24 protein-coding genes and 1 tRNA gene are annotated in these 24,514 nt (G+C 68.1%); 22 read left to right on the forward strand and 3 right to left on the reverse strand.

Translation table 11 applies throughout. The features are described 5' to 3' along the window. Positions 1-77: 77 nt before the first annotated feature. Entirely contained in the window at positions 78-944 is an 867-nt protein-coding gene (locus tag RHOFW104R8_RS03975; protein ID WP_068096491.1) for an outer membrane protein assembly factor BamD, read from the reverse strand. A gap of 71 nt (positions 945-1,015) precedes the next feature. Between RHOFW104R8_RS03975 and rluD the strand changes: the two genes are divergently transcribed. From rluD to clpB, 3 genes are all read left to right on the forward strand, one after another. Then, on the forward strand, positions 1,016-1,990 hold the full coding sequence (rluD, locus tag RHOFW104R8_RS03980; protein ID WP_068096489.1) for a 23S rRNA pseudouridine(1911/1915/1917) synthase RluD: 975 nt from the start codon (positions 1,016-1,018) through the stop codon (positions 1,988-1,990). A 70-nt stretch (positions 1,991-2,060) separates the two neighbouring features. Beyond that, positions 2,061-2,810 (forward strand): peptidoglycan editing factor PgeF, encoded by a 750-nt coding sequence (pgeF, locus tag RHOFW104R8_RS03985; RefSeq protein WP_068096487.1) that lies wholly within the window; start codon positions 2,061-2,063, stop codon positions 2,808-2,810. A gap of 126 nt (positions 2,811-2,936) precedes the next feature. Beyond that, the gene (gene clpB, locus RHOFW104R8_RS03990; protein ID WP_068096486.1) at positions 2,937-5,528 is read left to right on the forward strand and encodes an ATP-dependent chaperone ClpB; all 2,592 of its coding nucleotides are present in this window, start codon (positions 2,937-2,939) and stop codon (positions 5,526-5,528) included. A 66-nt stretch (positions 5,529-5,594) separates the two neighbouring features. Here the strand turns inward: clpB and RHOFW104R8_RS17935 are convergent, their stop codons facing one another. Beyond that, entirely contained in the window at positions 5,595-5,717 is a 123-nt protein-coding gene (locus RHOFW104R8_RS17935) for a hypothetical protein (RefSeq protein WP_255373117.1), read from the reverse strand. 32 nt (positions 5,718-5,749) lie between these two features. Continuing rightward, complete coding sequence (locus RHOFW104R8_RS03995) at positions 5,750-8,227, reverse strand: TonB-dependent siderophore receptor (RefSeq protein ID WP_068096484.1); 2,478 nt, start codon at positions 8,225-8,227, stop codon at positions 5,750-5,752. 294 nt (positions 8,228-8,521) lie between these two features. Between RHOFW104R8_RS03995 and RHOFW104R8_RS04000 the strand changes: the two genes are divergently transcribed. The 19 genes from RHOFW104R8_RS04000 (at position 8,522) to RHOFW104R8_RS04090 (ending at position 24,478) form a co-directional block, all read left to right on the forward strand. Further along, positions 8,522-8,827, forward strand: a complete 306-nt coding sequence (locus RHOFW104R8_RS04000) for an FmdB family zinc ribbon protein (RefSeq protein WP_068096479.1) — start codon at positions 8,522-8,524, stop codon at positions 8,825-8,827. Positions 8,828-8,931: 104 nt separating this feature from the next. Continuing rightward, positions 8,932-9,558 (forward strand): DUF3011 domain-containing protein, encoded by a 627-nt coding sequence (locus RHOFW104R8_RS04005; RefSeq protein WP_068096477.1) that lies wholly within the window; start codon positions 8,932-8,934, stop codon positions 9,556-9,558. A 118-nt stretch (positions 9,559-9,676) separates the two neighbouring features. Next, a complete protein-coding gene (aspS, locus tag RHOFW104R8_RS04010; RefSeq protein WP_068098593.1) occupies positions 9,677-11,449 on the forward strand; it encodes an aspartate--tRNA ligase in 1,773 nt (590 codons plus the stop codon). Between the two features lie 77 nt (positions 11,450-11,526). Next, positions 11,527-12,162, forward strand: coding sequence for an alpha/beta fold hydrolase (locus tag RHOFW104R8_RS04015; RefSeq protein ID WP_068095284.1), 636 nt, complete (start codon positions 11,527-11,529; stop codon positions 12,160-12,162). 98 nt (positions 12,163-12,260) lie between these two features. Next, positions 12,261-12,995: a YebC/PmpR family DNA-binding transcriptional regulator gene (locus RHOFW104R8_RS04020; protein ID WP_068095282.1), complete on the forward strand. Its 735-nt coding sequence runs from the start codon at positions 12,261-12,263 to the stop codon at positions 12,993-12,995. 34 nt (positions 12,996-13,029) lie between these two features. After that, positions 13,030-13,551, forward strand: coding sequence for a crossover junction endodeoxyribonuclease RuvC (ruvC, locus tag RHOFW104R8_RS04025; protein WP_068095280.1), 522 nt, complete (start codon positions 13,030-13,032; stop codon positions 13,549-13,551). A gap of 25 nt (positions 13,552-13,576) precedes the next feature. After that, on the forward strand, positions 13,577-14,173 hold the full coding sequence (ruvA, locus tag RHOFW104R8_RS04030; protein ID WP_068095278.1) for a Holliday junction branch migration protein RuvA: 597 nt from the start codon (positions 13,577-13,579) through the stop codon (positions 14,171-14,173). Positions 14,174-14,175: 2 nt separating this feature from the next. After that, complete coding sequence (locus tag RHOFW104R8_RS04035; protein ID WP_068095291.1) at positions 14,176-16,077, forward strand: potassium transporter Kup; 1,902 nt, start codon at positions 14,176-14,178, stop codon at positions 16,075-16,077. A gap of 118 nt (positions 16,078-16,195) precedes the next feature. After that, positions 16,196-17,245, forward strand: a complete 1,050-nt coding sequence (gene ruvB / locus RHOFW104R8_RS04040) for a Holliday junction branch migration DNA helicase RuvB (protein WP_068095276.1) — start codon at positions 16,196-16,198, stop codon at positions 17,243-17,245. Next, the gene (ybgC, locus tag RHOFW104R8_RS04045) at positions 17,238-17,657 is read left to right on the forward strand and encodes a tol-pal system-associated acyl-CoA thioesterase (RefSeq protein ID WP_068095274.1); all 420 of its coding nucleotides are present in this window, start codon (positions 17,238-17,240) and stop codon (positions 17,655-17,657) included. Before ruvB ends, ybgC begins: the two co-directional genes overlap by 8 nt. Before the next feature lie 39 nt (positions 17,658-17,696). Beyond that, positions 17,697-18,383, forward strand: coding sequence for a protein TolQ (gene tolQ, locus RHOFW104R8_RS04050; protein WP_068095273.1), 687 nt, complete (start codon positions 17,697-17,699; stop codon positions 18,381-18,383). A gap of 13 nt (positions 18,384-18,396) precedes the next feature. Next, entirely contained in the window at positions 18,397-18,861 is a 465-nt protein-coding gene (gene tolR / locus RHOFW104R8_RS04055; RefSeq protein ID WP_068095271.1) for a protein TolR, read from the forward strand. Beyond that, positions 18,848-19,792 carry a cell envelope integrity protein TolA gene (tolA, locus tag RHOFW104R8_RS04060; RefSeq protein WP_068095269.1) on the forward strand — a complete coding sequence of 315 codons (945 nt, stop codon included), beginning with the start codon at positions 18,848-18,850 and terminating at the stop codon, positions 19,790-19,792. Before tolR ends, tolA begins: the two co-directional genes overlap by 14 nt. After that, positions 19,792-21,120, forward strand: coding sequence for a Tol-Pal system beta propeller repeat protein TolB (gene tolB, locus RHOFW104R8_RS04065; protein WP_201028682.1), 1,329 nt, complete (start codon positions 19,792-19,794; stop codon positions 21,118-21,120). Before tolA ends, tolB begins: the two co-directional genes overlap by 1 nt. Before the next feature lie 250 nt (positions 21,121-21,370). Further along, positions 21,371-21,877 carry a peptidoglycan-associated lipoprotein Pal gene (pal, locus tag RHOFW104R8_RS04070; RefSeq protein WP_068095267.1) on the forward strand — a complete coding sequence of 169 codons (507 nt, stop codon included), beginning with the start codon at positions 21,371-21,373 and terminating at the stop codon, positions 21,875-21,877. Positions 21,878-21,918: 41 nt separating this feature from the next. Continuing rightward, positions 21,919-22,740 carry a tol-pal system protein YbgF gene (gene ybgF / locus RHOFW104R8_RS04075; protein WP_068095266.1) on the forward strand — a complete coding sequence of 274 codons (822 nt, stop codon included), beginning with the start codon at positions 21,919-21,921 and terminating at the stop codon, positions 22,738-22,740. An 11-nt stretch (positions 22,741-22,751) separates the two neighbouring features. Beyond that, on the forward strand, positions 22,752-23,444 hold the full coding sequence (gene queE / locus RHOFW104R8_RS04080) for a 7-carboxy-7-deazaguanine synthase QueE (RefSeq protein WP_068095264.1): 693 nt from the start codon (positions 22,752-22,754) through the stop codon (positions 23,442-23,444). Positions 23,445-23,648: 204 nt separating this feature from the next. Then, positions 23,649-24,335, forward strand: a complete 687-nt coding sequence (queC, locus tag RHOFW104R8_RS04085) for a 7-cyano-7-deazaguanine synthase QueC (protein ID WP_068095287.1) — start codon at positions 23,649-23,651, stop codon at positions 24,333-24,335. A 67-nt stretch (positions 24,336-24,402) separates the two neighbouring features. Next, positions 24,403-24,478 (forward strand) — tRNA-Lys (locus tag RHOFW104R8_RS04090). The last annotated feature ends 36 nt before the right edge of the window (positions 24,479-24,514 follow it).

A 24,514-nucleotide genomic window follows, 5' to 3' on the forward strand; every position in this document is an offset into this window, starting at 1 on the left:
TCCGAAGCCGAACCCGCATGGCACATTTACCCCTCTCCCCCTGGGGGGAGAGGAGGCAACAGGCGCAGCCGGCCTGGTCAGTGGTGCCCCGAGAACGGCACCAGCTTGCGCAGCGTGGAGGGCGCGCGCGGCCATTTGGGGTCGGTCAGGTAGGGGTGGTTCGGGTAGTTCAGTGCCAGCACCTGGCGGCTCTGGTCGGCCAGCGCCTTCTGGTCCAGCGCCAGGTAGCTGCGGCTGAGGATGGCCAGCGCGTCGCCGGTCTGCGGCGACTGCTGGTAGTGCTCGATAACGTACTGCGCGCGATCGGCAGAGGCGATATAGGCCTTGTTGCGCAGGTAGAATTCGGCCACGTTGATCTCGAACTGGGCCAGCACGTTGCGCAGGTAGATCATGCGCTGGCGCGCATCCGCCGTGTAGGCGCTGTCCGGGAAGCGTCGCGACAGCTCGGAGAAGTCGTCGAACGACTGCAGGTTGTAGCCCTGGTCGCGGCGCGCGTTCGAGGTGGAGCGGGGGATGTAGCGCTCAAGGAACGTGCTGGTGCGGTCGAAGTTGATCAGGCCGCGCAGGTAATAGGCATAATCGACGTGCTTGTTGGCCGGATACGTCTTGATGAAGCGGTTCACGGTCGACAGGGCATCATCCGGCTGGTTGTCCTTGTACTGCGCATAGGCCAGCTCGAGCTGGGCCTGTTCGTTGTAGTCGCCCGACGGGAAACGCGCGATCAGGCGCTGGTAGGCCTTGGTGGCGGCGGCGTAGTCGGCGTTTTCCAGCGAGTTGTGCGCGTTGTTGTACAGCGCGTCCACCGGCATCGTGTCGATCGAATCGCCTTTGGACTTGAACATCGAGCACGCGCCGATCGACACGGCGAGCATGAGCACCACAAGCACTTTCAAGACAGGCAACGGGGACATCGGCAGCTTGGGCGGGTCGATCGTTGGGCGCATAAGGAAGGAATTCGGATGTTTGAGCGAAAAGGCATGATAGCCGAAACCGGCCGCCGGCCGCGGTGGACGGCATGACCACGGTCCGGCACGAGGCGGAAGTCCCGCTGGGCGCGGCGGGACGCAGGTTCGACCAGGCTTTGGCCGAGATGTTCCCCGACTACTCGCGCTCGCGGCTCAGTGGCTGGATCAAGTCCGGCGCGGCGACCCTGGACGGCGCGCCGGCACTGCCGCGGCAGCTGCTGCGCGGCGGCGAGCGTGTGCGCCTGCAGGTGGAACTGGAAAACGAGGTATCCAGCGCGCCGGAGGACATCGCGCTGGCGGTCGTGCACGAGGACGCGCACCTGCTGGTGCTGGACAAGCCTGCCGGGCTGGTGGTCCACCCCGGCGCCGGCAACCCGGCCGGCACCCTGCTCAACGCGCTGCTGCACCACGACCCGAGGCTGGCCGAGCTGCCGCGGGCGGGCATCGTGCACCGGCTGGACAAGGACACTTCGGGCCTGATGGTGGTGGCGCGGACCCTGCCCGCCTACACCGCGCTGGTCGACCTGCTGTCGCGGCACGAGGTGGAGCGCCAGTACGAGGCGGTGGTGCTGGGCACGCTGGTGGCCGGCGGCACGGTGGACGCGCCGATCGGCCGCAGCATGGGCGATCGCCTGCGCCAGGCGGTGCGCGACGAGGAGGACGGCAAGCATGCCGTGACCCACTACCGGCTGCGCGAGCGCTTCCGCGCGCACAGCCTGCTGCAGTGCCAGCTGGAAACCGGCCGCACCCACCAGATCCGGGTGCACATGGCGCACATCGGCCACCCGCTGGTCGGCGACCCGCTGTACGGCGGCGGGCTGAAGCTGCCCAAGGGCGCCACCGCGGGACTGGCCGCCGCGCTGCGCGGCTTCCGCCGGCAGGCGCTGCACGCCGAGAAGCTGTCGTTCGTCCACCCGGCCACGGGCGAGGCGCTGTCGTTCGACGCGAAGCGGCCGGCCGACCAGCAGGCGCTGATCGAGGCGCTGCGCGCGGACCTGGCCGAGCACGGCCCGGACCATTACTGACGGCAACTGCGAGGAACGCCGCCGGCGCATGTGCGATGCTTGCCGTTCCCCATTCTCATGCCCTGAAACCATGACCGATACCTGGATCTTCCCCGACTGGGCCGCCCCGTCGCGGGTCCATGCGGCGATCACCACGCGGCAGGGGCCGGGCATCTCGGCGGCGCCGTTCGACCGCTTCAACCTGGGGCTGCGCAGCGGCGATTCGATCGATGCGGTCGAAGCCAACCGCAGCGCCCTGCAGCAGGCACTGCGCCTGCCGTCCGCGCCGCGCTGGCTGCACCAGGCGCATGGGGTCGGCGTGGCCCAGCTGGGGCCGCTGCCCGGCGCGAGCGAGCCGCAGGCGGATGCGGCGGTGTCGCATATTCCCGGCACGGTGCTGGCCATTCTCACCGCCGACTGCCTGCCGGTGCTGTTCTGTGCTGCCGACGGCAGCGAGATCGGCGCGGCCCATGCGGGCTGGCGCGGGCTGGCCGCCGGCGTGCTGGAGGCCACCCTGACCCAGCTGGAAACCCCGCCGGCGCGGCTGCTGGCATGGCTGGGGCCGTGCATCGGCGCGGCTTCGTACGAGGTGGGCGAGGAGGTGCGCGAGGCCTTCGTGGCCCCCGATGCCGCGGCCGCCGCCCATTTCGTGCCGACCCGGCCCGGCCACTGGCGCTGCGACCTCGCCGCGCTGGCGCGGCGCCGGCTGCAGGCGGCCGGCGTGCGGTACATCCATGGCAGCGACTGCGACACGCTGGCCGACGCGCGTTTCTACTCCTACCGCCGCGACGGCGCCCGCAGCGGCCGCTTCGCCAGCCTGATCTGGTTGGCCGACGGCTGAGCCGCGGCCGGCCCTTGACGCCGCGTCGTCATGCTGTTTGCTTGAATCGCTCCCTGTTGTCCGCATTTAGCCGGGCAGTGGCGGCATCGTCCGCCGGAACCTTTCACCTCTTGCGGGGGCCTACTCATGCGGATGGACAAACTCACCTCGCGTTTCCAGCAGGCGCTGGCCGACGCGCAGTCACTGGCCGTGGGCCGCGACCACAACATGCTCGAACCGGTGCACGTGATGGCCGCGCTGCTCGGCCAGCAGGGCGGCTCGACCGCGCCGCTGCTGACCCAGGCCCAGGTCAACGTGCCGCTGCTGAACCAGCGCGTCAACGACCTGCTGGAGCGCCTGCCGAAGGTCAGCGGGCAGGAAGGCAACGTCAATCTCGGCAACGACCTCAACCGCCTGCTCAACCTCACCGACAAGCTGGCGCAGCAGCGCGGCGACCAGTTCATCGCCAGCGAGCTGTTCGTGCTGGCGGCGCTGGAGGACAAGGGCGAGCTGGGCGCGGCGCTGAAGGCGGCCGGCGCGACCAAGGCGCATCTGGAAGCGGCGATCGAGAGGCTGCGCGGCGGCGAGAAGGTGCAGAGCGAGAACGCCGAGGAACAGCGCCAGGCGCTGGAAAAATACTGCATCGATCTCACCGCGCGCGCCGAGTCGGGCAAGCTCGACCCGGTGATCGGCCGCGACGAGGAGATCCGCCGGACCATCCAGGTGCTGCAGCGGCGCACCAAGAACAACCCGGTGCTGATCGGCGAGCCCGGCGTGGGCAAGACCGCCATCGTCGAGGGTCTGGCCCAGCGCATCATCAAGGGCGAGGTGCCCGAGGGCCTGCGCGACCGCCGCGTGCTGGCGCTGGACATGGGCGCGCTGATCGCCGGCGCGAAGTTCCGCGGCGAGTTCGAGGAGCGCCTGAAGGCCGTGCTCAACGACCTGGCCAAGAACGAAGGCCAGATCATCCTGTTCATCGACGAGCTGCATACCATGGTCGGCGCCGGCAAGGCCGAAGGCGCCATGGACGCCGGCAACATGCTCAAGCCGGCGCTGGCGCGCGGCGAGTTGCACTGCATCGGCGCCACTACGCTGGACGAATACCGCAAGTACATCGAGAAGGATGCCGCGCTCGAGCGCCGCTTCCAGAAAGTCTTCGTGGGCGAGCCGAGTGTGGAGGACACCATCGCGATCCTGCGCGGGCTGAAGGAGCGCTATGCGGTGCACCACGGCGTGGAGATCACCGACCCGGCGATCGTCGCCGCGGCCACGCTGTCGCATCGCTACATCGCCGACCGCCAGCTGCCGGACAAGGCGATCGACCTGATGGACGAGGCCGCCTCGCGCATCCGCATGGAGATCGACTCCAAGCCGGAGGAACTCGACCGGCTGGAGCGCCGGCTGATCCAGCTGAAGATCCAGCGCGAGATGCTGAAGAAGGAGAAGGACAGCGAGTCGAAGCAGCGCCTGGCCGACCTCGAGACCGACATCGGCAAGCTCGAGCGCGAGTTCTCCGATCTCAACGAGATCTGGAAGTCCGAGAAGGCCGCGCTGCAGGGCGCGACCAAGGTGAAGGAACAGATCGAGCAGGCGCGGCAGGAGCTCGATGCCGCCCAGCGCCGGCAGGACTACGCCAAGATGAGCGAGATCCAGTACGGCAAGCTGCCGGCGCTGGAAAAGCAGCTGGCTGCGGCGCAGGCCGCCGAGACGCAGGATTTCAAGCTGGTGCAGACCAAGGTCACCGCCGAGGAAATCGCCGAGGTGGTCAGCCGCTGGACCGGCATCCCGGTCAGCAAGATGCTCGAAGGCGAGCGCGACAAGCTGCTGCACATGGAAACGGAACTGCACAAGCGGGTGGTCGGCCAGGACGAGGCGGTGCATGCGGTGTCCGACGCGATCCGCCGCTCGCGCGCCGGGCTGTCCGACCCGAACCGGCCGAACGGTTCGTTCCTGTTCCTCGGTCCCACCGGCGTGGGCAAGACCGAGCTGTGCAAGGCGCTGGCCGAGTTCATGTTCGACACCACCGACGCGATGGTGCGCATCGACATGAGCGAATTCATGGAGAAGCACTCGGTGAGCCGGCTGGTCGGCGCGCCGCCGGGCTACGTCGGCTACGAGGAGGGCGGCTACCTCACCGAGGCGGTGCGCCGCCGGCCGTACAGCGTGATCCTGCTGGACGAGGTGGAGAAGGCGCATCCAGACGTGTTCAACATCCTGCTGCAGGTGCTCGACGACGGCCGCCTCACCGACGGCCAGGGCCGTACCGTGGACTTCCGCAACACCGTGATCGTGATGACCTCGAACCTGGGCTCGCAGATGATCCAGGACGCATCCGACGACGGCGGCGACGCGGAGGAGCAGTACACCAAGATGAAGGCGTCGGTGATGGGCGTGGTGCAGGCGCACTTCCGCCCGGAGTTCATCAACCGGCTCGACGAGATCGTGGTGTTCCGCCCGCTGGACAAGACGCAGATCCGCGCGATCGCCCGCATCCAGCTGGCCTACCTGGAGCAGCGCCTGGCCGAGCGCCAGCTGAAGATGTCGGTCAGCGACGACGCGCTGGCGCTGCTCGGCAACGTCGGCTTCGACCCGGTCTATGGGGCGCGGCCGCTGAAGCGGGCGATCCAGCAGCAGTTGGAGAACCCGCTGGCAAGGGAAATCCTCGAGGGCCGCTTCCAGTCGGGCGATACCGTCCAGGTTACCGCCGAAGGCGGGCACCTGGTGTTCCGCAAGGGGTGAGGAAACGCCGGCGGCCGGCCGGGGTCGTGGCGCAGGACGCCGCCGCGATCCCGGCCCTGCCGGGGCTCACCCGAGGTCGAGCACCGTCTTGTCGCCCTCGCGCCAGCGCTGTTCTTTCTTCCGGTAGCGGGCTTCGCAGCCGTCGCGCTTGCGCCTGGCGACGCCCGCAAAACAAGGAAGCCCCGGCATGGCCGGGGCTTCGGGCCTTTCGGTGCAGCTGCTTACCAGCGGTACGCCACCTTGCCGTAGACGTAGGCGCCGTTGTAGCCGAACGGCGAGAAGGTGGAGTACGGCAACGTGCCGTGGTTGTTGTTGTTGGCGATGTTCTTGTCGGGGTGGGTGTTCAGCACGTTGTCCGCACCCAGCGTGAAGGTCCAGCCCTGCCAGCGGTAGTTGCCCGCCAGGTCGAGGATCCACTTGGGGCTGAAGGTCTGGTCGACGATGCCCTTCGCCGGGTTGTAGCTGGCCAGGCTGCTCACGTAGCTGGTGTAGCTCCCGTAGCGGGTGAGCGTACCGACGAAACCCCAGTTGCCGATGTCGTACTGCTCGCCGAGGATCAGCTTGCTGCGCGGCGAGGAATTGGCGAGGTAGCCCTTGATGTCCTGGCGGTTGAGGCGCGTGAAGCTCACGCCGAGGTTGGCCAGCACCGCGGGGTTGGGTTTGACGCTGGTGACCTTGTTCTGGTTGTAGTTCGCGCTCAGCGTCGTGGTCAGGGTGCCGGCGCTGCCCAGGTCGGCGAGGTAGGTGCCCACGAAGTCGACGCCGCGGGTGCGCGTGTTGGCGGCATTGGTGAAGTAGCTGATGCTGCTGTAGTCGAGGTTGCTGATGCCGTTGGCCGCCAGGTAGCTGACCACCGACGGGGTGGTGGTGGAGATGGCGCCCGACAGCGCGATGCGGTTGCGGATGTTGATCTGGTACAGGTCCAGGCTCAGATTGAGCGCGTCGGTGGGGTTCCACACCGCGCCCAGCGTGAAGTTCTTCGACTTCTCCGGCTTCAGCGCTTCCGCGCCCAGCAGGGTGGCGATCGGGCTGCCCACCGGCACCAGGCCCCGGTTGTAGATGCCGGCGGGGAGGCCGGGCAGGGCGCCGGCGCCGTAGAACAGCGACGAGATCTGCGAGAAGTATTCCTGCCCCAGCGAGGGCGCGCGGAAGCCGGTGGACGCGCCGCCGCGCAGGGCGAAGCGGTCGGTGAAGTCGTAGCGCGCGGACAGCGCGCCCGAGGTGGTGCTGCCGAAGTCGGAGTAGTCCTCGTGGCGCACCGCCAGCGAGGTGCCGAGCTTATCGGTGAGGTTGGTCTCGAAGTCGAGGTATTCGGCTACGTCGTGGCGGGCGGCGTTCACCGCGTTGGCCGGCTGCCAGCCGGCGAAGCCCTGCGCGCCGCCGGACCTGCCCGAAGTGCCCACGTACCAGGAAGGCAGGTCGCCCGCCACGATGCGGTAGGTCTGGCGCAGGTACTCGGTGCCGAAGGCCACCGTGAGCGGGTTGGGCAGCCAGCCGGGGCGGAAGTCCTTGGCGACGTCGATGTCGAAGGACTGCTGCGTGGCCTTCAGGATGCCGTCGCGGAACGTGGTCGGCGTGGTGCCGAAGTCGTGCAGGTAGGCGTAGTTCAGGCTGTTGAATGTCTCGTAGCGGACGCGGTTGCCGCCGTAGTTGCCGCTGACGTCCCAGCGCCAGCCATCGACGGTGCCGCGCAGGCCGGCCACCAGCGATGCGTCGTTGGAGTCCGAGCGTTCCAGCGGCAGGAAGCCGTTGGGGTAGACGCCGGCGATGAGCGGGTTGTTCGGGGTCGGCGCGTTCGTGCCGTAGCGGAAGAACGCCGGCGAAGTGCTGTTGCGCTTGCCGAAATGGCCGAAGGCGTAGAACTCCACGTTGGGCGTGATGTCGTACTGCGCATTGAGCAGCAGGTTGTTGCTGTGCACCGATGGGTCGCCCTGGCGGAAATTGACGCCGAGCGCCGCCCATGCCGGCGAGCGGTTGTCCGGGCCGGCGCGGTTGGTGTGGTCCTCGTTGCCGCTTTCCAGCGCGAAGCGCAGCCAGCCGCGGCCGCCGCTCAGGGGAATGCCGAAGTTGGCCGAGCCCTGCCACTGGCGGCCGTCGCCGGCCGAATACTGGCCGCCGCTCACCTCCACGCCGCCGCCGCTGGCGCCCTTTTTGAGGATCACGTTGATCACGCCGGCGATGGCATCGGAGCCGTACTGCGCCGAGGCGCCGTCACGCAGCACCTCGATGTGGTCGATGGCCGAGATCGGGATCGTGTTGAGATCCACCGGCTGCGAGCCGCGGCCGATCACGCCGTTGTTCAGCAGGATCGCGCCCGGGTGCCAGCGCTTGCCGTTGACCAGCACCAGCACCTGGTCGGGAGAAAGGCCGCGCAGTTGCGCGGGGCGCTGGGTGTCGGCGGTATCGGCGGCCGCGGGGCGCGGAAAGTTCAGCGAGGGAATGATGCGCGCCAGCGCGGTCGGCAGGTCGGTGGTGCCGGTCTGCTGCAGCACCTTGGCCGAGACCACGTCGATCGGCGTCAGCGAACTGCTTTCGGTGCGGCTGTCGGAGCGGGTGCCGGTGACGATCACCTCGCTGAGGTTCTTGGCCTTGGCCGGCGCGGGCTGGGCGGCGTCCTGCGCGGCGACATTGCCGGCCAGGGCCAGCAGCACCGCAGCGGGAAGCCATGCCGGGGCGATCGGGCTGGAACGTTTGCTCATGGAAACTCTCCGGATTCATGGACTGCTGCGGCGCAGCAACTGCAGACTAGTGGCGCGACCTGCCTCCGTCAATAGACGTATAGACGTCTAATTGACAAATCACAAAAAGCGCATTCCCTGGATGTGCATGAGGGTTTCGCAGGGGACCGGCGATCGGCCCGTGTGGCCCCTGGTCCGCAGGCTACTACCACGCCACGGTCGCCACCATGCGCCGACGGGCACGTTGAAATCCGCCCTGGCACCCCGATAATGACCTGTTGCCGGCCCACGATGGCCGACGTGTCCGGAGTTTCCATGCCCATCTACGAATTCGAATGCGGCCATTGCGGCCATCGTTTCGACCGCCTGCAGAAGTTGTCCGATACCGATCCCGCCGTCTGTCCCGCCTGCGATGCCCCGCACCTGCGGCGGATGGTCAGCGCGCCGTCGTTCCGTTTGGCCGGCAGCGGCTGGTACGAGACTGACTTCAAGAAGAGCGGCGAGAAGAAGCACAACCTGGCCGGCGATGGCAGCCAGCCCGGCGGCACTCCCGCGGCGGCCCCGGCGCCTGCGCCGGCCGCCGCGCCCGCGCCCGGCGGCTCCAGGGACAGCGCCAGCTGAACCGGCAAAACGCCCGCGCGGTTCCCGCTTTCTGACGCGGGATATGCTGATCCCGAAGACGCTGGCGCCGGTGCCGGGTCCGGTGTGGATCGAGGAGGCGGGTGATGGGCGCAATCGGCGGATGGGCGGGCGGGATCGTCGTGGCCGGGCTCGTGGGCGGCCTGCTGGGGCTGGCGCCGCCGGTCCGGGCGCAGTCGGATGCGCCGGTGCGCTGCGTGAGCAGCGATGGCCATTACGCGCGCTGCGCCGTGCCGTGGCAGTACGTCGAGCTGTACAAGCGGGAGTCGAAGGCCGACTGCATCCGCGGCCAGAGCTGGGGCATGGATGGCGATACCCTGTGGGTCGATCGCGGTTGTCGCGGCCTGTTCGGTCCGGCCGACCGCGGCGGCTACGGCGATCGCTATGACGGCCGTTACGACAACGGCCGTTACGACAACCGCGATGGCGACCGCTACGACGACGATTACCGCGACCGCGATCGTGGCTATGGCGATCAGGGCGGCTGGCGGCCCGGTCCGGGCTGGAATCGCCGGATCAGCCTGCAGTGCGACAGCAACAAGAAGAAATACCAGATGTGCCAGGTCGACGTGGGCCGCAACGGCAGCGTGCGGCTGGGACGGCAGCTCTCCGATGCCCGCTGCACCGAGGGCTACAGCTGGGGCTGGAACCGCGCCGGCGTGTGGGTGGCGCACGGCTGCCGCGGCGAGTTCCTGGTCGACCGGCGCTGGTAGGTCCGGCCAGGACGGCCTGCGGCGGCGGCGTGCCAGCCCGCCGTGCCGTGCCGCGGTGGTAAACTTCGCAGCCTTTTCCACGCCTGAAGTCGCCGCGGCGACGCCGGAGTTCCAACGCATGCGCACGCATTACTGCGGCCTCATCGATGAGTCGATGATCGGCCGGACCGTCACCCTGTGCGGCTGGGTCAACAAGATCCGCCTGCAGGCCCATGTGGCGTTCGTCGATCTGCGCGACCACGAGGGACTGGCCCAGGTGGTGATCGATCGCGACAACGCCGCCGCGTTCGCCGTTGCCGGCGATATCGGCAACGAGTACTGCCTGCGCGTCACCGGCACGATCCGTCCGCGCGTGTCGGTCAACGACAAGCTGAAGACCGGCACCATCGAGCTGCTGGCCGACACGGTCGAGGTGCTCAACGCGGCGAAGGACCTGCCGTTCGCGCTGCACGAGAACCCCAACGAGGACCTGCGGATGACCTACCGCTACCTCGACCTGCGCCGCCCCGAGATGCAGGCGATGATGCGCAAGCGCATCAAGCTGGTGCAGGCGCTGCGCCGCTACCTCGACGAGCGCGGCTTCCAGGACATCGAGACGCCGATCCTGACCAAGGCCACGCCCGAAGGCGCGCGCGACTACCTGGTGCCCAGCCGTGTGCATCCGGGGCATTTCTACGCGCTGCCGCAATCGCCGCAGCTGTTCAAGCAGATCCTGATGGTGGCCGGTTTCGACCGCTACTACCAGATCGCCCGCTGCTTCCGCGACGAGGACCTGCGCGCCGACCGCCAGCCGGAGTTCACCCAGCTCGACCTGGAGTTCGCCTTCGTCGAGGAAAAGGACGTGCAGGACTTCGTGGAGGAGCTGATCCGCCACGTGTTCAAGGAAGTGCAGGGCGTCGAACTGGACGCCGTGTTCCCGCGCATGACCTGGGCCGAAGCGATGCGCCGCTTCGGTTCGGACAAGCCGGACCTGCGCATCGCGCTGGAGCTGGTCGACGTGGCCGACGCGCTGAAGCATGTCGAGTTCAAGGTGTTCGCCGAGCCGGCCAACGACCCGGCCGGCCGGGTCGCCGCGCTGCGCGTGCCCGGCGGCGGCACGCTGTCGCGCAAGGACATCGACGGCCTGGCCGAATACGCCGCGCGCTACGGCGCGAAGGGCCTGGCCTGGCTGAAGGTCGAGGATCTGGCCAAGGGCCGCGACGGCATCAATTCGCCGGTGGCGAAGTTCCTCGACGACGCGGCGCTGGACGGCGTGCTGAAGGCCACCGGCGCGCAGAGCGGCGACATCGTGTTCTTCGGCGCCGGCAGCTGGAAGACCGTCACCGATTTCATGGGCGCGCTGCGGCTCAAGGCCGGCAAGGATCGCGGCCTGGTCGAGGACAGCTGGAAACCGCTGTGGGTCACCGACTTCCCGATGTTCGAGTACGATGCAGAGGCGCAGCGCTTCGTCGCCCTGCATCATCCGTTCACCGCGCCGAAGGTGGACGATGCCGCGCAGCTGCGCGCCGATCCGCACAACGCGGTGAGCCGCGGCTACGACATGGTGCTGAACGGCAACGAGATCGGCGGCGGCTCGATCCGCATCCACCGGCCGGAGATGCAGAGCACGGTGTTCGAGCTGCTCGGCATCGGCGCAGAGGAGGCCGAGATGAAGTTCGGCTTCCTGCTGAAGGCGCTGAAATTCGGCGCGCCGCCGCACGGCGGCCTGGCGTTCGGCATCGACCGCATCGCCGCGCTGCTGGCCGGCACCGAGTCGATCCGCGACGTGATCGCCTTCCCCAAGACCACCAGCGCGCAGGACCTGATGACCGACGCGCCTTCGCCGATCGCCGCGGTGCAGCTGAAGGAGCTGCACGTGCAGGTGCTGGATGGCGCGGCGGCGGGCACCTGAGCCTGCCTCGTCGTCCGGGCGATGCCGCGCTGGGCGCGCATGGCCGTTTCTTCGCCACGCGTCGGATGTGATCCCCCATGCCTGACCATGTGATCCTGCTGCACGGCCTGTGGATGCGCGGCTTCGCGCTGTCCATGCTGCATCATCGGCTGATGGAGGCGGGTTTCCGCGTGCACCGCTTCGACTACCTCAGCGTGGCGGCCACCCAGCAGCGCATCCTGGACCGGTTGCAGGCGCGGATGGCCGCGCTGGCCGGGGAAGCCGACGCGGTGCACCTGGTCGGGCACAGTCTCGGCGGCCTGCTGGCCCTGCGTGCCTGCCTCGACGGCGCACCGCCGCCCGGGCGCATCGTCTGCCTCGGTTCGCCGCTGAAGGGCAGTGCCGCCGCGCGCGGGTTCGCCGCATGGGGGCGGGGCGGCGAAGTGCTGCTGGGGCACAACCGCGACCTGCTGGAGCAGGGCTTCGAGCGTTGGGACGGCCGCCGCGAGGTCGGCGTGATCGCCGGTCGCCTGCCGCTGGGCCTGGGCGCGGTGCTGGGCCATTTCGAGGGCGAGCACGACGGCACCGTGGCGGTGGCGGAAACCCGCCTGCCGGGCCTGACCGACCATTGCGTGGTCGAGGTCAACCACACCGGCCTGCTGTTTTCGCAGGAAGTGGCCCGGCGGGTGGCGGAATTCCTGCGCCACGGCCGCTTTCCGCCCGCCGCGCACTGAGGCGTCATGTCGCGGCACGGCGGGACGCGGCAGCCGGCACGGTGGCGGAATTCGGGTAAAATCGCCCGCTTGTCCAATCGCTGCGTGCAGGAATCGCCATGGGTAGAGGCCCGTCCATCGAAGGTCGCAAGAACGCCGAAGACGCCAAGCGCGCCAAGGTGTTCACCAAGCTGATCCGCGAGATCACGGTGGCCACCCGCGCCGGCGTCGCCGACCCGGCCGGCAACCCGCGTCTGCGCGCGGCGGTGGACAAGGCGCTGTCGGCGAACATGACCAAGGACACCATCGAGCGCGCGATCAAGCGCGGCTCCGGAGCCGACGGCGGTGCCGACATGCAGGAGCTGCGCTACGAGGGCTATGGCCCGGCTGGCATCGCGCTGATCATCGAATGCTTCACCGACAATCCCACCCGCACCGTGGCCGACGTGCGCCATGCGCTGGCCAGGCACGGCGGCAATCTCGGCACTTCCGGCTCGGTGGCGTTCCAGTTCACCCGTTGCGGCGAGCTGGTGTTCGCCACCGGCGGTGACACGGCGGCCGAGGAAAAAGTGCTGGAGGCGGCGCTGGAAGCCGGCGCCGACGACGTGCTCAACGAGCACGGCGAAAGCATCGTGCTGTGCTCGCCGGAGAACTTCGAGATGGTGCAGCAGGCGCTGATCGACGCCGGCCTGGCCGCCGAGCACGCCGGCGTGGTGATGCGCCCGAACAACCGCGTCGAGGCGCCGGCCGAGGCGCTGGAGTCGCTGCTCGACCTGCTCGAGCGGCTCGACGCGCTGGACGACGTGAGCGAGGTGTCGCACAACGCCTTGCTGCCCTCCGGGACTGCCGGGTAAGTCGGAGGCCACGCGCCTTCGCATCGCACCAGTGATGACCCGCATTATCGGCATCGATCCCGGCAGTCAGCGCACCGGCGTGGGCATCATCGACGTGGACGACGCGGGCAAGCTGACGCACGTTTTCCATGGCGCGCTGGCGGTGGCCGGCGAGGCCACGTTCCCGTTGCGCCTGAAACGCATCTTTGACGAACTGTGTGACATCATCGCGACCCACCGGCCGGCCGAGTGCGGGATCGAGCGCGTGTTCATGGCACGCAATCCGGATTCGGCGTTGAAGCTTGGGCAGGCGCGCGGCGCCGCGATCTGCGCGGTGGTCAGTCAGGGGATCGTGGTGCACGAATACGCGGCAACCGAAGTGAAGCAGTCCGTGGTCGGCAGCGGCCGCGGCGACAAGGCCCAGGTGCAGCACATGATCGGCGTGCTGCTCGGCCTCAAGGGCCGGTTGCAGGCCGATGCCGCCGATGCGCTGGCGGTGGCGGTGACCCACGCGCATACCCGCGCCAGCCTGGCCCGCGTCGGCCTGCCGCGCACGGCATGGAGGCGTCGCCGATGATGATGAAGACAAGGGGACACCGCCGGTGATCGGACGTTTGCGCGGCATCCTGATAAGCAAGCAGCCGCCGTCGCTGCTGGTCGAGGTGGGCGGCGTCGGCTACGAAGTCGAGGCGCCGATGTCGACGATCTACGACTTGCCGGGCATCGGCAAGGAAGTGGTCCTGCTCACCCATCACGCCGTGAAGGAAGACAGCGTCGCGCTGTACGGCTTCCTGCACGAGAGCGAGCGCACGCTGTTCCGCAACCTGCTCAAGGTCAGCGGGATCGGCGCGAAGATCGCGCTGGCGGTGCTGTCGGGCGTTTCCACCGAGCATTTCGCGCGGCTGGTGCAGGCCGGCGACGTGGTCGCGCTGACCAAGATCCCCGGCATCGGCAAGAAGACCGCCGAGCGCATCGTGGTGGAGTTGCGCGACCGCGTGGACGGCCTGTCCGGCGTGCCGGGCGGCGCGCCGCGCGCGGCCGGCGCGCCGCTGGACGCCGCCGCCGAAGCCAGCGTGGCGTTGCAGCAGCTGGGCTACAAGCCGGCCGAGGTGGCCCGGCTGGTGCAGAAGGTCGCTGCCGAGGGCGACGGTGCCGAAGCCATCATCCGCAAGGCGCTGCGCGCCGCGCTCGGAGCTTGATCGTGAGCCAACAGACTGTTCAGTGCCTCACCCCGGCGGAGAACCGGCGCCGACTGCGGGCGCTCGCGCTCGGCGCGATCGGCGTGGTGTTCGGCGACATCGGCACCAGCCCGCTGTACACCATGAAGGAAACCCTGGGCACGCACGGCATGACGCCGACGCCGTCGGCGGTGCTGGGCGTGCTGTCGCTGGTGTTCTGGGCGCTGATCATGGTGGTGTCGCTGAAGTACGTCACCTTCGTGATGCGCGCGGACAACAAGGGCGAGGGCGGCATCATGGCGCTGATGGCGCTGGCGCAGCGCTCGATGAGCGGCTCGGCGCGCGCGCGCTGGGTGCTGGCCGGCTTCGGCATCTTCGGCGCCGCGCTGTTCTACGGCGACGGCGTGATCACCCCGGCGATCTCGGTGCTCGGCGCGGTCGAGGGCCTCGGCGTCGCCGCGCCGGGGCTGGACAAGTACGTGGTGTGGATCGCACTGGCGATCCTGCTGGGCATGTTCGCCGTGCAGCGGCATGGCACGCACAGCGTCGGCAGGGCGTTCGCCCCGGTGATGACGCTGTGGTTCGTGGTGCTGGCGGTGCTCGGCGTGCGCCAGATCATCGCCAATCCGCAGGTGCTGTACGCGGTCAACCCGATGCACGCGGTGCGCTTCTTCGTCAACCACGGCAACACCTCGTTCATCGCGCTCGGCGGCGTGGTGCTGGCGCTGACCGGGGCCGAGGCGCTGTACGCCGACATGGGCCACTTCGGCAAGCAACCCATCCGGGTGGCCTGGTTCGGCTTCGTGCTGCCGGCGCTGCTGCTGAACTACTTCGGCCAGGGAGCACTGCTGCTGGGCAATCCGCGCGCGATCGAGAGCCCGTTCTACCTGATGGTGCCCGAGTCGATGCTGTACCCGATGATCCTGCTGTCGGCCTGCGCCGCGGTGATCGCATCGCAGGCGGTGATCTCCGGCGCGTTCTCGATGACCCGCGAGGCGATGTCGCTGGGCTATTCGCCGCGGCTGGCGGTAGTGCACACCTCGCGCGAGATGTCCGGGCAGATCTTCGTGCCGTGGGTCAACCGCATGCTGATGGTGCTGGTGATCCTGGCCGTGCTCGGCTTCCGCAGCTCCGACAACCTGGGCGCGGCCTACGGCATCGCGGTGACCGGCACGATGACCGTGACCACGCTGCTGGCGCTGGTGGTCGCTCGCAAGCGCTGGCACTGGAGCTGGTTCACGGTGGTGCTGGTCGGCGTGCTGTTCCTGATCATCGACTTGTCGTTCTTTGGCGCCAATCTGCTGAAGGTGGCGCACGGCGGCTGGTTCCCGCTGGTGCTGGGCGTGGTGCTGTTCAGCGTGATGACCACCTGGCGCCGCGGCCGCGAGCTGGTGATGCGCGAGATCAAGCAGGGCGGCCTGGCGCTGGCGCCATTCATCGAGAACATCGCCGAGCACCCGCCGCTGCGCGTGCCGGGCACGGCGATCTTCCTCACCGCGAACCAGCACGCCGTGCCGCATGCGCTGCTGCACAACCTCAAGCACAACAAGGTGCTGCACGAGCGCAACGTGCTGCTGACGGTGGAGACGCTGGAAACCCCGGTGGCCGAGGCCCATGAGCGCATCGAGATCACCCCGATGGGCGGCAACTTCTTCGGGCTGGAGCTGCGCTTCGGCTTCGCCGAGGATCCGAACATCCCGCTGGCCCTGTCGCAGTGTTCGCGCGAGGGCCTCGGTTTCGACATGATGGATACCACCTTCTTCCTGTCGCGCGAGACCATCGTGGCCGATGCCCGCCGCCCCGGCATGGCGCTGTGGCGCGACAAGCTGTTCGCGTTCATGGCGCGCAACGCGCTGCCGGCCACCGCGTTCTTCCAGATCCCCGGCAACCGGCTGATCGAGCTGGGGGCGCAGGTCGAAATCTGAGTTGGCCCTGTAGGAGCCCGCCAGCGGGCGATGCTCCCGCTTCGATGTATATCGGAACGGAAGCATCGCCCGCAGGCGGGCTCCTACAAGTACATGGCCAGCCTGCCATAATGCCGGCATGACCGACCACCGCATCATCACCGCCGCCGCCCAGCTCGACGACGAGGCGCTGGAAGCCACCATCCGGCCGAAACGGCTGGACGAGTACCTGGGCCAGCAGGCGGTGCGCGAGCAGCTGTCGATCTACATCGAGGCCGCCAGGAAGCGGGGCGGGGCGCTGGATCACGTGCTGGTGTTCGGGCCGCCGGGCCTGGGCAAGACCACGCTCAGCCACGTCATCGCGAACGAACTGGGGGTCAACCTGCGCTCCACCTCCGGCCCGGTGCTGGAACGCGCCGGCGACCTCGCCGCGCTGCTGACCAACCTGGAGGCGAACGACGTGCTGTTCGTCGACGAGATCCATCGCCTGTCGCCGGTGGTCGAGGAAGTGCTGTACCCGGCGATGGAGGACTTCCAGATCGACATCATGATCGGCGAGGGTCCGGCCGCGCGCTCGATCAAGCTGGATTTGCCGCCGTTCACCCTGATCGGCGCCACCACCCGCGCCGGCATGCTCACCGCGCCGCTGCGCGACCGCTTCGGCATCGTGCAGCGGCTGGAGTTCTATACGGCCGAGGAACTCACCGCGATCGTGCGGCGCGCGGCACGCATCCTGGGCATCGTCTGCGCGCCGGAAGGGGCGCAGGAAATCGCCCGCCGCTCGCGCGGCACGCCGCGCATCGCCAACCGCCTGCTGCGCCGGGTGCGCGATTATGCCGAGGTGCGTGCCGGTGGCGAGATCACGCTGGCGGCGGCCCATGCCGCGCTGGACATGCTGAAGATCGACCCGCAGGGTTTCGACGAGCTGGACCGCCGCCTGCTCGGCCTGATCATCGAGAACTTCGACGGCGGCCCGGTCGGGGTGGAGTCGCTGGCCGCCGCGCTCAGCGAGGACCGCGGCACGCTGGAGGACGTGGTCGAGCCGTACCTGATCCAGCAGGGCTACCTGATCCGCACCGCCCGCGGCCGCATGGTCAGCGCCAGGGGCTGGCGCCACCTGGGATTGACCCCGCCGCCGCGGCAGGCGCAGCCCGCCGACCTGTTCGATGCCGGAACCAACGATGCCTGAAACCGCTCCGAAGCCGCCCTTCAGCTGGAAAGTACGGGTCTACTGGGAGGATACCGACGCTGGCGGGGTGGTCTACCACGCCGGCTACCTGCGCTTCATGGAGCGTGCCCGCAGCGAGTGGATGCGCGCGCTCGGCGTCGACCAGATGGCGTTCAAGCAAGCCACCGGACTGGCCTTCATGGTGCGCGACATGCAGATCGATTTCCTCCGGCCAGCCCTGCTGGATGATGAACTGTCGGTGACGGTCGAGGTCAAAGAGCGGCGCGCAGCCAGTATCCTGTTCGCCCAGGCGATCATGAAGGCGGACGGCGACTGCCTGATTCGCGCGCAGGTGCGGGTGGCTTGCGTCGATCTCCAGCGCATGCGCCCCGCGCCGATCCCGACCGACCTGATCGCGCAACTCGCCCCCTGAGCCACAACCCCAAGCCGACTGGCGGAGAACCTGCAAGCAATGAACGGTGGACTGAACATTTTCACGCTGATCGCGGATTCGAGCGTGCCGGTAAAACTGGTGCTGCTGATCCTGCTGGTGTTCTCGTTCCTGTCGTGGGTGATCATCATCCGCAAGTACTCGCAGACCAAGGCGGCGATGGAAGACGCCGAGGCGTTCGAGGAGCGCTTCTGGTCCGGCGGCGACCTGGCCCAGCTGTTCCGCGAGGTCAGCAACCGCCACGGCGGCACCGGCGGCATCGAGAACATCTTCGAATCGGGCTTCCGCGAGTTCGCGCGCCAGCGCCAGCGCAAGACCCACGACACGCGCAGCGTCATCGAGGGCTCCGAGCGCGCCATGCAGGTGGCCGGCACGCGTGAGATCGGCTCGCTCGAGCGCAACCTGGAATTCCTCGCCAACGTCGGCTCGATCAGCCCGTACGTGGGCCTGTTCGGCACCGTGTGGGGCATCATGGGCGCGTTCCAGGGCCTGGGCGAGATGAAGGACGTGACCATCGCGGTGGTCGCGCCGCACATCTCCGAGGCGCTGATCGCCACCGCGATGGGCCTGTTCGCGGCGATCCCGGCGCAGTGGGCGTACAACCGCTACGCCACCAAGGTCGAGCGGATCGCCTCGCGCTACGACGTGTTCCAGGAAGAGTTCTCCTCGGTGCTGCAGCGGCAGATCCAGACCGACGACGTCGCCTGAGCGGAGAGCAGCCATGCGAACCTCCGGGCGCCAGCGGCGCTACAAGCTCAAATCCGAAATCAACGTGGTGCCGTACATCGACGTGATGCTGGTGCTGCTGATCATCTTCATGGTCACCACGCCGATGATGAATTCCAGCGTCGACGTGCAGCTGCCGCAGGCCAACGCCAAGTCGCTGCAGCAGAAGAAGGACCCGGTGCTGGTCTCGGTGCTGCAGGACGGCCAGCTGTACCTGACCCTGAGCGGGGCGAAGAAGGAGCTGGTCGACGCCGACACGCTCAAGCTCAAGGTGGGTGCCTTCGTGCGCGAGAACCCCGAGGTCAGCGTGCTGGTCGGCGGCGACGAGCGCGGCAGCTACGGCGGCGTGTTCAAGGTGCTGGCCGACCTGCAGCAGGCCGGCGTGGCCAAGGTCGGCCTGATGGGCCAGCCGGGCGAACCGGCCGGCCAGGGCAAGAGCACCCCCGATGGACGAAAGTAAGGCGACGCCGAAGGCGGTCGTACTTTCCGCCATCCTGCACATCGGCATCGTGGGGTTCCTGTTCCTCGCGGTGCTGCCGTGCTCGACCTACGAGAACGTGTTCAACGCGCTGCACCTGCCGGCGTGGATGAACCCGATCACCTGCTCGAAGCCGCTGGAGCTGCAGGGGCAGGTCATCGAGGCCACCCTGATCGGCCCCACCGGCAGCCCGCCGCCGAAGGCGGAGAAGGTCAAGCCGGTGCCCGACTCCACCCCGCCGCCGCCCACCGTGCCGCCGCCGACGCCGCCCAAGATCGAGGCGCCGGAGGTGAAGACCCTGCCGCCGCCGCCCAAGCAGCCCGACCTCAAGGACCAGGAGCGGGTGGTGGAGGAGGCTGCGCTGAAGGCCGAGGAGGCGAAGCAGGTGCAGGAGGAAAAGCAGCGCCAGCGGCAGGCCGAGCTGGACGCGCAGGCGGTCAAGCAGAAGCAGGAAAAGCAGAAGCAGATCGACGACCTGCTGGCCAAGATGGACGCGGCGGCGCAGCAGACCCGCAAGCTCGACAGCAAGGCCAGGCAGGCCAAGCAGCAGATGGAGGACCTGAAGAACGCCCAGGACAACGGCGCCCCCGACCTGCCCAACGCGGCGCAGCGCCAGACCGGCAACAACAGCCAGAACAGCAACCTCGCCGACGAATATGCCGCGGCCATTCAGAATGCGGTCACGCCGAACTGGTTAAGGCCGGATAACATACCGTCTGTTCCGTGCCAGGTGCACATCGTGCAGTCGCCCGGTGGCGACGTGATGAGCGCTACCGTCGATTCCAGCTGCCCCTACGACGACGCCGGCCGGCGTTCGGTCGAAAATGCGGTATTGCGCACCAAGACCTTGCCGTACAAGGGTTTCGAAAGCGTGTTCCAGCGCAACCTCACCTTTACCTTCAGGCCGCAATGATCAAGACCATGCGCAAATTCAGCTCAAGCCTTGTCGTCATCCTGCTGGCCGCGGTGGCGTTGTTCGCCGGCCCGGCCACCGCCCAGTCGCTGAACGTCGACATCGTCGGTGGCGTCAAGACCGCCACCCCGATCGTGGTGGTGCCGTTCGCCCAGGCCGGCGGCGCACCGCTGTCGACCGACGTCGCCGACGTGATGCGCAACGATTTCAACCGCTCCGGCAAGTTCCGCTCGCTGGCCAAGAGCGACATCGTGGAATTCCCGTCCAAGGGCTCGGACATCAAGTTCGCCACCTGGCGCCTGCTCAAGCAGGACTACATCGTGGTCGGCAACATCACCGACGCCGGCAACGGCATGGTGCAGGTCGAGTACGAACTGTGGGACGTCAACAAGCAGCAGAGCTTGCTGCACCAGCAGATGCCGCCGGCGCCGGCGGGCGACCTGCGCGGCGTGGCGCACCAGATCGCGGACATCATCTACGAGAAGATCACCGGCGTGCGCGGCGCGTTCTGGACGCGTATCGCGTACATCACCGCGGTGGGCCTGGGCAACCACACCACCTATTCGCTGATCGTGGCTGACTCGGACGGCTACAACCCGCAGGTGGTGGCGCGTTCGAAGGAGTCGCTGCTGACCCCGGCCTGGTCGCCGGACGGCCGCAAGCTCGCCTACGTCTCGTTCGAGAGCGGCAATTCGTCGATCTACGTGCAGGACATCACCACCGGCTCGCGCCAGCTGGTGGAATCCCACCCGCGGGGCATCAACGGTGCGCCCGCGTGGTCGCCGGACGGCAGCAAGCTGGCGGTGGCGCTGTCCTACGTCGGCAACCTGGAGCTGTTCGTGCTGGATCTGGCCAGCCGCCACGAGACCCGGCTGACCAACAGCCTATCGATCGACACCGAGCCGGTCTGGGCGCCCGACGGCAAGAGCATCTTTTTCACCTCCGACCGTTCCGGCCGGCCGCAGATCTACCAGGTCCCGGCCAGCGGCGGCACGCCGCAGCGGATCAGCTTCCAGGGGCAGAGCAACCTGAATGCCGACGTGAGCTACGACGGCAAGCAGATCGCCATGGTGCAGGGCAACGGGAACGTGTATCGTATTGCCATCATGGATCGCAGCCTGGGTGACCAGGTGCGGTTCCTCTCGCCGGGCCCGATCGACGAGTCCCCGAGTTTTGCACCGAATGCCAGCATGCTGCTGTATGCCGCTACCGAAGGACGTCGCGGCGTGCTGTATGCCGTATCGGCTGACGGCATGGTTCGCCAGCGCCTCGTGCTTTCCGACGGCGACGTGCGCGAACCGGCCTGGGGACCATACCGGCAACGCTGATTTTCCAGGCTGCCGCGCGCGAGTGCAGCAGCCCGATGCCCAGGGAGTGGGCCCGAACGGCGCCGCGAGGCGCGTTTCGGTTTCCGGCCATGGCGCCTCGCCGCGTCGAAAGCCAGTCAGGGCGACCGTGCAGAGTCACGCACTATCGACCTTTCAAGTGTCAAAATAACAGCCGGTTAACCGGCGACAGCTGTCCCGTTATCCCCGATCGTCATCGTTAGTCGGAACTCAACCCGTAAGGAACGTCACCATGAATAAGACCGTTCGCGTCGCCCTGGTTGCCCTGCTCTGCGTAGGCGCGGCCGCTTGCTCCAAGAAGCAGGAAGTCAAACCGCAGCCGGCTCCGGAGCAGACCGCCCCGACCCAGGCTCCCGTCTCTGACGGCAAGTACACCCCTGCCGACCTCGACACCGATGCCTGCCTGCGTCAGCGCGTCGTGTACTTCGACTTCGACAAGACCGAGATCAAGCCGGAGTTCCAGCAGATCATGGCGTGCCACGCCAAGTACCTGCGCGACCGCCCGACCTCGCACATCCGCCTGGAAGGCAACGCCGACGAGCGCGGCTCGCGCGAGTACAACCTGGGCCTCGGCGAGCGCCGCGGCAACGCCGTCTCCGAAGCGCTGCAGGGCAATGGCGGCCAGGCCAGCCAGCTGGAAGTGATCAGCTACGGCAAGGAGAAGCCGGTGTGCCGTGAGCACAACGAGGATTGCTGGAGCAAGAACCGCCGCGTCGAGATCGTCTACACGGCGCAGTAAAGATGAAGCGACTGGCTAACAGCTTTGCAGCCAGGTTCAGCATGGCGGGCGCGGTCGCGTCCGCCATGCTGTTCGCGTTCCCGGCATTCGCGCAGGACTCCCGGCTGAGCCTCGCCGATCGTGTCGCGCGGCTGGAACAGCAGGCACAGAACAAGGACCAGTCCGGTACCGGCATGGTCAATCAGATGCAGCAGTTGCAGGCACAGGTGCAGCAGTTGCAGGGACAGATCGAGGAACTGCAGCACCAGTTGCAGACGCTCGAGGACAAGAACAAGGCCCAGTACACCGATCTCGACGCCCGGTTGGGACGCGTCGAGAGCGCCGGCGCCGCGGCAACGGCCGGCGGCAACCCGCCGGCGCCGGCAGCCGGCAAGCCGGCTGCCGCGGCGGGCAACGCTGCCGCAGCCGGCAACGCGGCGGCGGGCCAGCCGGCTCCGGCCGGTGGCAATCCGGGCGCCGGCGCGGCCGATCCCGCGGCGGCCCAGGCTGCCTACGACGTGGCCTTCAAGGCGATCCGCGCGGGCAATTACGTCGAGGCGTCGCGCCAGTTCCGCAGCTTCATCCAGCAATACCCGAACCACGCACTGGCACCGAATGCCTTGTACTGGCTCGGTGAGTCCTATTACGCCACCACCAACTACCCGGTCGCGCTGGAATCGTTCCAGCGGCTGCTGAGCCAGTTCCCGCAGAGCGAAAAGGCGCCCGATGCGCTGCTCAAGGTCGGCTACAGCCAGCTCGAGCTGAAGCAGACCGCAGCGGCCAGGGCCACGCTGACCCAGGTCGCCGCCAAGTATCCCGGCACCAAGGTGGCCAGCCTGGCCCAGGAACGCCTGCAGCGCCTGCAACTGCAGTCGGGCAACTGAGCGGCGGCGGCATGAGCGGCCATGACGCGCGCGAGGCGTCCGCCACGCCTGCGGCGACGGTCGCCGAGCGCCTGCGCATCACCGAGATTTTCCATTCGATCCAGGGCGAAGCCGATGCGATCGGCTGGCGCAGCGTGTTCGTGCGCCTCACCGGCTGCCCGCTGCGCTGTGTCTGGTGCGATACCGAGTACTCGTTCTACGGCGGCAACTGGCATGCGATCGACGACATCCTCGCCGAGGTCGCCACGTACGGTGCGAAGCACGTCTGCGTGACCGGCGGCGAGCCGCTGGCGCAGAAGCGCTGCCTGATCCTGCTGCGCAAGCTGTGCGATGCCGGCTACGAGGTGTCGCTGGAAACCTCCGGTGCGCTGGACGTCTCCACGGTCGACCCGCGCGTGCGCAAGGTGATGGACCTGAAGGCGCCGGATTCGGGCGAGAGCGGCCGCAACCTGTGGTCGAACCTCGACCACCTGTTGCCGCACGACCAGATCAAGATCGTCATCGCCAGCCGCGCCGACTACGAATGGGCGCGCGCGATGCTGGCCGAGCATGCGCTGGCGGATCGCTGCATGGTGCTGTTCTCGCCGGTGCACGGTGCGGTGGAGCCGCGCGATCTGGCCGAGTGGATCATCGCCGACAGGTTGCCCGTGCGCTTCCAGCTGCAGTTGCACAAGCTGCTGTGGAACGACGCCGCCGGGAAATGACTTGTGCGTTCGTCCGTGAACGCGAAGATCGAGAGGCAGCCATCCATGGCTGCACTGCTTGAACCAGTGCGTTCATCCCCGAACGCCAGGATCAAACAGCAGTCGTCCATGGCCGCACTCTTCAAAACAGAATCCGCGCCGTGGCCTGTGTCGCCGCAAGCGCTTTCCGGCCGGTGACCGGCCGCACCCGTGTGGATGCAAAACATGTCTGAAAATTCTCCCCGAAAAGCCGTCGTGCTGGTCTCCGGCGGCATGGATTCGGCCGTCACCATCGCGATCGCCCGCGAGCAGGGCTACCAGGTGCACGCGCTGAGCGTGGCCTACGGCCAGCGCCACAACTCGGAACTGGCCGCCTCGGATCGCGTGGCGAGAATGCTTGGCGCGGTCGAGCACAAGACCGTCGGCGTCGACCTGCGCAGCATCGGCGGTTCCGCGCTGACCGCCGACATCGACGTGCCGCTGGACACTGCCGACAGCAATGACATCCCGGTGACCTACGTGCCGGCGCGCAACACCATCATGCTGTCGATCGCGCTGGGCTGGGCCGAGGTGCTCGACTCCAGCGACATCTGGTGCGGAGTCAACGCGGTCGACTACTCGGGCTACCCGGATTGCCGCCCCGCCTTCATCGAGGCATTCGAAAAACTGGCCAACGTCGCGACCAAGGCCGGCGTGGAAGGCGCGGGCATCCGCATCCACGCGCCGCTGATGCGCATGAGCAAGGCCGACATCGCGCGCGAGGGCCAGCGGCTGGGCGTGGATTTCTCGGCCACGGTGAGCTGCTACCAGGCCGACGACGACGGCCGTGCCTGCGGCCATTGCGACGCCTGCCGGCTGCGCGCGCAAGGCTTCCGCGAGGCGGGCCTGGCCGATCCCACGCGTTACGCCTGAATGTCCGCGCTTGCTTGTGCCGCTGCGGTGCAGCCCGTAAAATTGTCCGCTTGAGTTTTGCAATGATGGGTCGTTAGCTCAGCTGGTAGAGCAGTAGACTTTTAATCTATTGGTCCCGGGTTCGAGTCCCGGACGACCCACCAGCTTCCAGAGCGCCCGATGGGCGCTCTTTTTTTTCG

Origin of the sequence: Rhodanobacter sp. FW104-R8 (assembly GCF_001617365.1) — a bacterium.
Lineage (GTDB): Bacteria > Pseudomonadota > Gammaproteobacteria > Xanthomonadales > Rhodanobacteraceae > Rhodanobacter.

What these genes read in the sequence shown, in the direction of transcription:
- RHOFW104R8_RS03975 (WP_068096491.1), bottom strand. Translation starts at nt 944, where the DNA reads ATGCGCCCAACGATCGACCCGCCCAAGCTGCCGATGTCCCCGTTGCCT.
- rluD (WP_068096489.1), top strand. Translation starts at nt 1,016, where the DNA reads ATGACCACGGTCCGGCACGAGGCGGAAGTCCCGCTGGGCGCGGCGGGA.
- pgeF (WP_068096487.1), top strand. Translation starts at nt 2,061, where the DNA reads ATGACCGATACCTGGATCTTCCCCGACTGGGCCGCCCCGTCGCGGGTC.
- clpB (WP_068096486.1), top strand. Translation starts at nt 2,937, where the DNA reads ATGCGGATGGACAAACTCACCTCGCGTTTCCAGCAGGCGCTGGCCGAC.
- RHOFW104R8_RS17935 (WP_255373117.1), bottom strand. Translation starts at nt 5,717, where the DNA reads ATGCCGGGGCTTCCTTGTTTTGCGGGCGTCGCCAGGCGCAAGCGCGAC.
- RHOFW104R8_RS03995 (WP_068096484.1), bottom strand. Translation starts at nt 8,227, where the DNA reads ATGAGCAAACGTTCCAGCCCGATCGCCCCGGCATGGCTTCCCGCTGCG.
- RHOFW104R8_RS04000 (WP_068096479.1), top strand. Translation starts at nt 8,522, where the DNA reads ATGCCCATCTACGAATTCGAATGCGGCCATTGCGGCCATCGTTTCGAC.
- RHOFW104R8_RS04005 (WP_068096477.1), top strand. Translation starts at nt 8,932, where the DNA reads ATGGGCGCAATCGGCGGATGGGCGGGCGGGATCGTCGTGGCCGGGCTC.
- aspS (WP_068098593.1), top strand. Translation starts at nt 9,677, where the DNA reads ATGCGCACGCATTACTGCGGCCTCATCGATGAGTCGATGATCGGCCGG.
- RHOFW104R8_RS04015 (WP_068095284.1), top strand. Translation starts at nt 11,527, where the DNA reads ATGCCTGACCATGTGATCCTGCTGCACGGCCTGTGGATGCGCGGCTTC.
- RHOFW104R8_RS04020 (WP_068095282.1), top strand. Translation starts at nt 12,261, where the DNA reads ATGGGTAGAGGCCCGTCCATCGAAGGTCGCAAGAACGCCGAAGACGCC.
- ruvC (WP_068095280.1), top strand. Translation starts at nt 13,030, where the DNA reads ATGACCCGCATTATCGGCATCGATCCCGGCAGTCAGCGCACCGGCGTG.
- ruvB (WP_068095276.1), top strand. Translation starts at nt 16,196, where the DNA reads ATGACCGACCACCGCATCATCACCGCCGCCGCCCAGCTCGACGACGAG.
- ybgC (WP_068095274.1), top strand. Translation starts at nt 17,238, where the DNA reads ATGCCTGAAACCGCTCCGAAGCCGCCCTTCAGCTGGAAAGTACGGGTC.
- tolQ (WP_068095273.1), top strand. Translation starts at nt 17,697, where the DNA reads ATGAACGGTGGACTGAACATTTTCACGCTGATCGCGGATTCGAGCGTG.
- tolR (WP_068095271.1), top strand. Translation starts at nt 18,397, where the DNA reads ATGCGAACCTCCGGGCGCCAGCGGCGCTACAAGCTCAAATCCGAAATC.
- tolA (WP_068095269.1), top strand. Translation starts at nt 18,848, where the DNA reads ATGGACGAAAGTAAGGCGACGCCGAAGGCGGTCGTACTTTCCGCCATC.
- pal (WP_068095267.1), top strand. Translation starts at nt 21,371, where the DNA reads ATGAATAAGACCGTTCGCGTCGCCCTGGTTGCCCTGCTCTGCGTAGGC.
- ybgF (WP_068095266.1), top strand. Translation starts at nt 21,919, where the DNA reads ATGGCGGGCGCGGTCGCGTCCGCCATGCTGTTCGCGTTCCCGGCATTC.
- queE (WP_068095264.1), top strand. Translation starts at nt 22,752, where the DNA reads ATGAGCGGCCATGACGCGCGCGAGGCGTCCGCCACGCCTGCGGCGACG.
- queC (WP_068095287.1), top strand. Translation starts at nt 23,649, where the DNA reads ATGTCTGAAAATTCTCCCCGAAAAGCCGTCGTGCTGGTCTCCGGCGGC.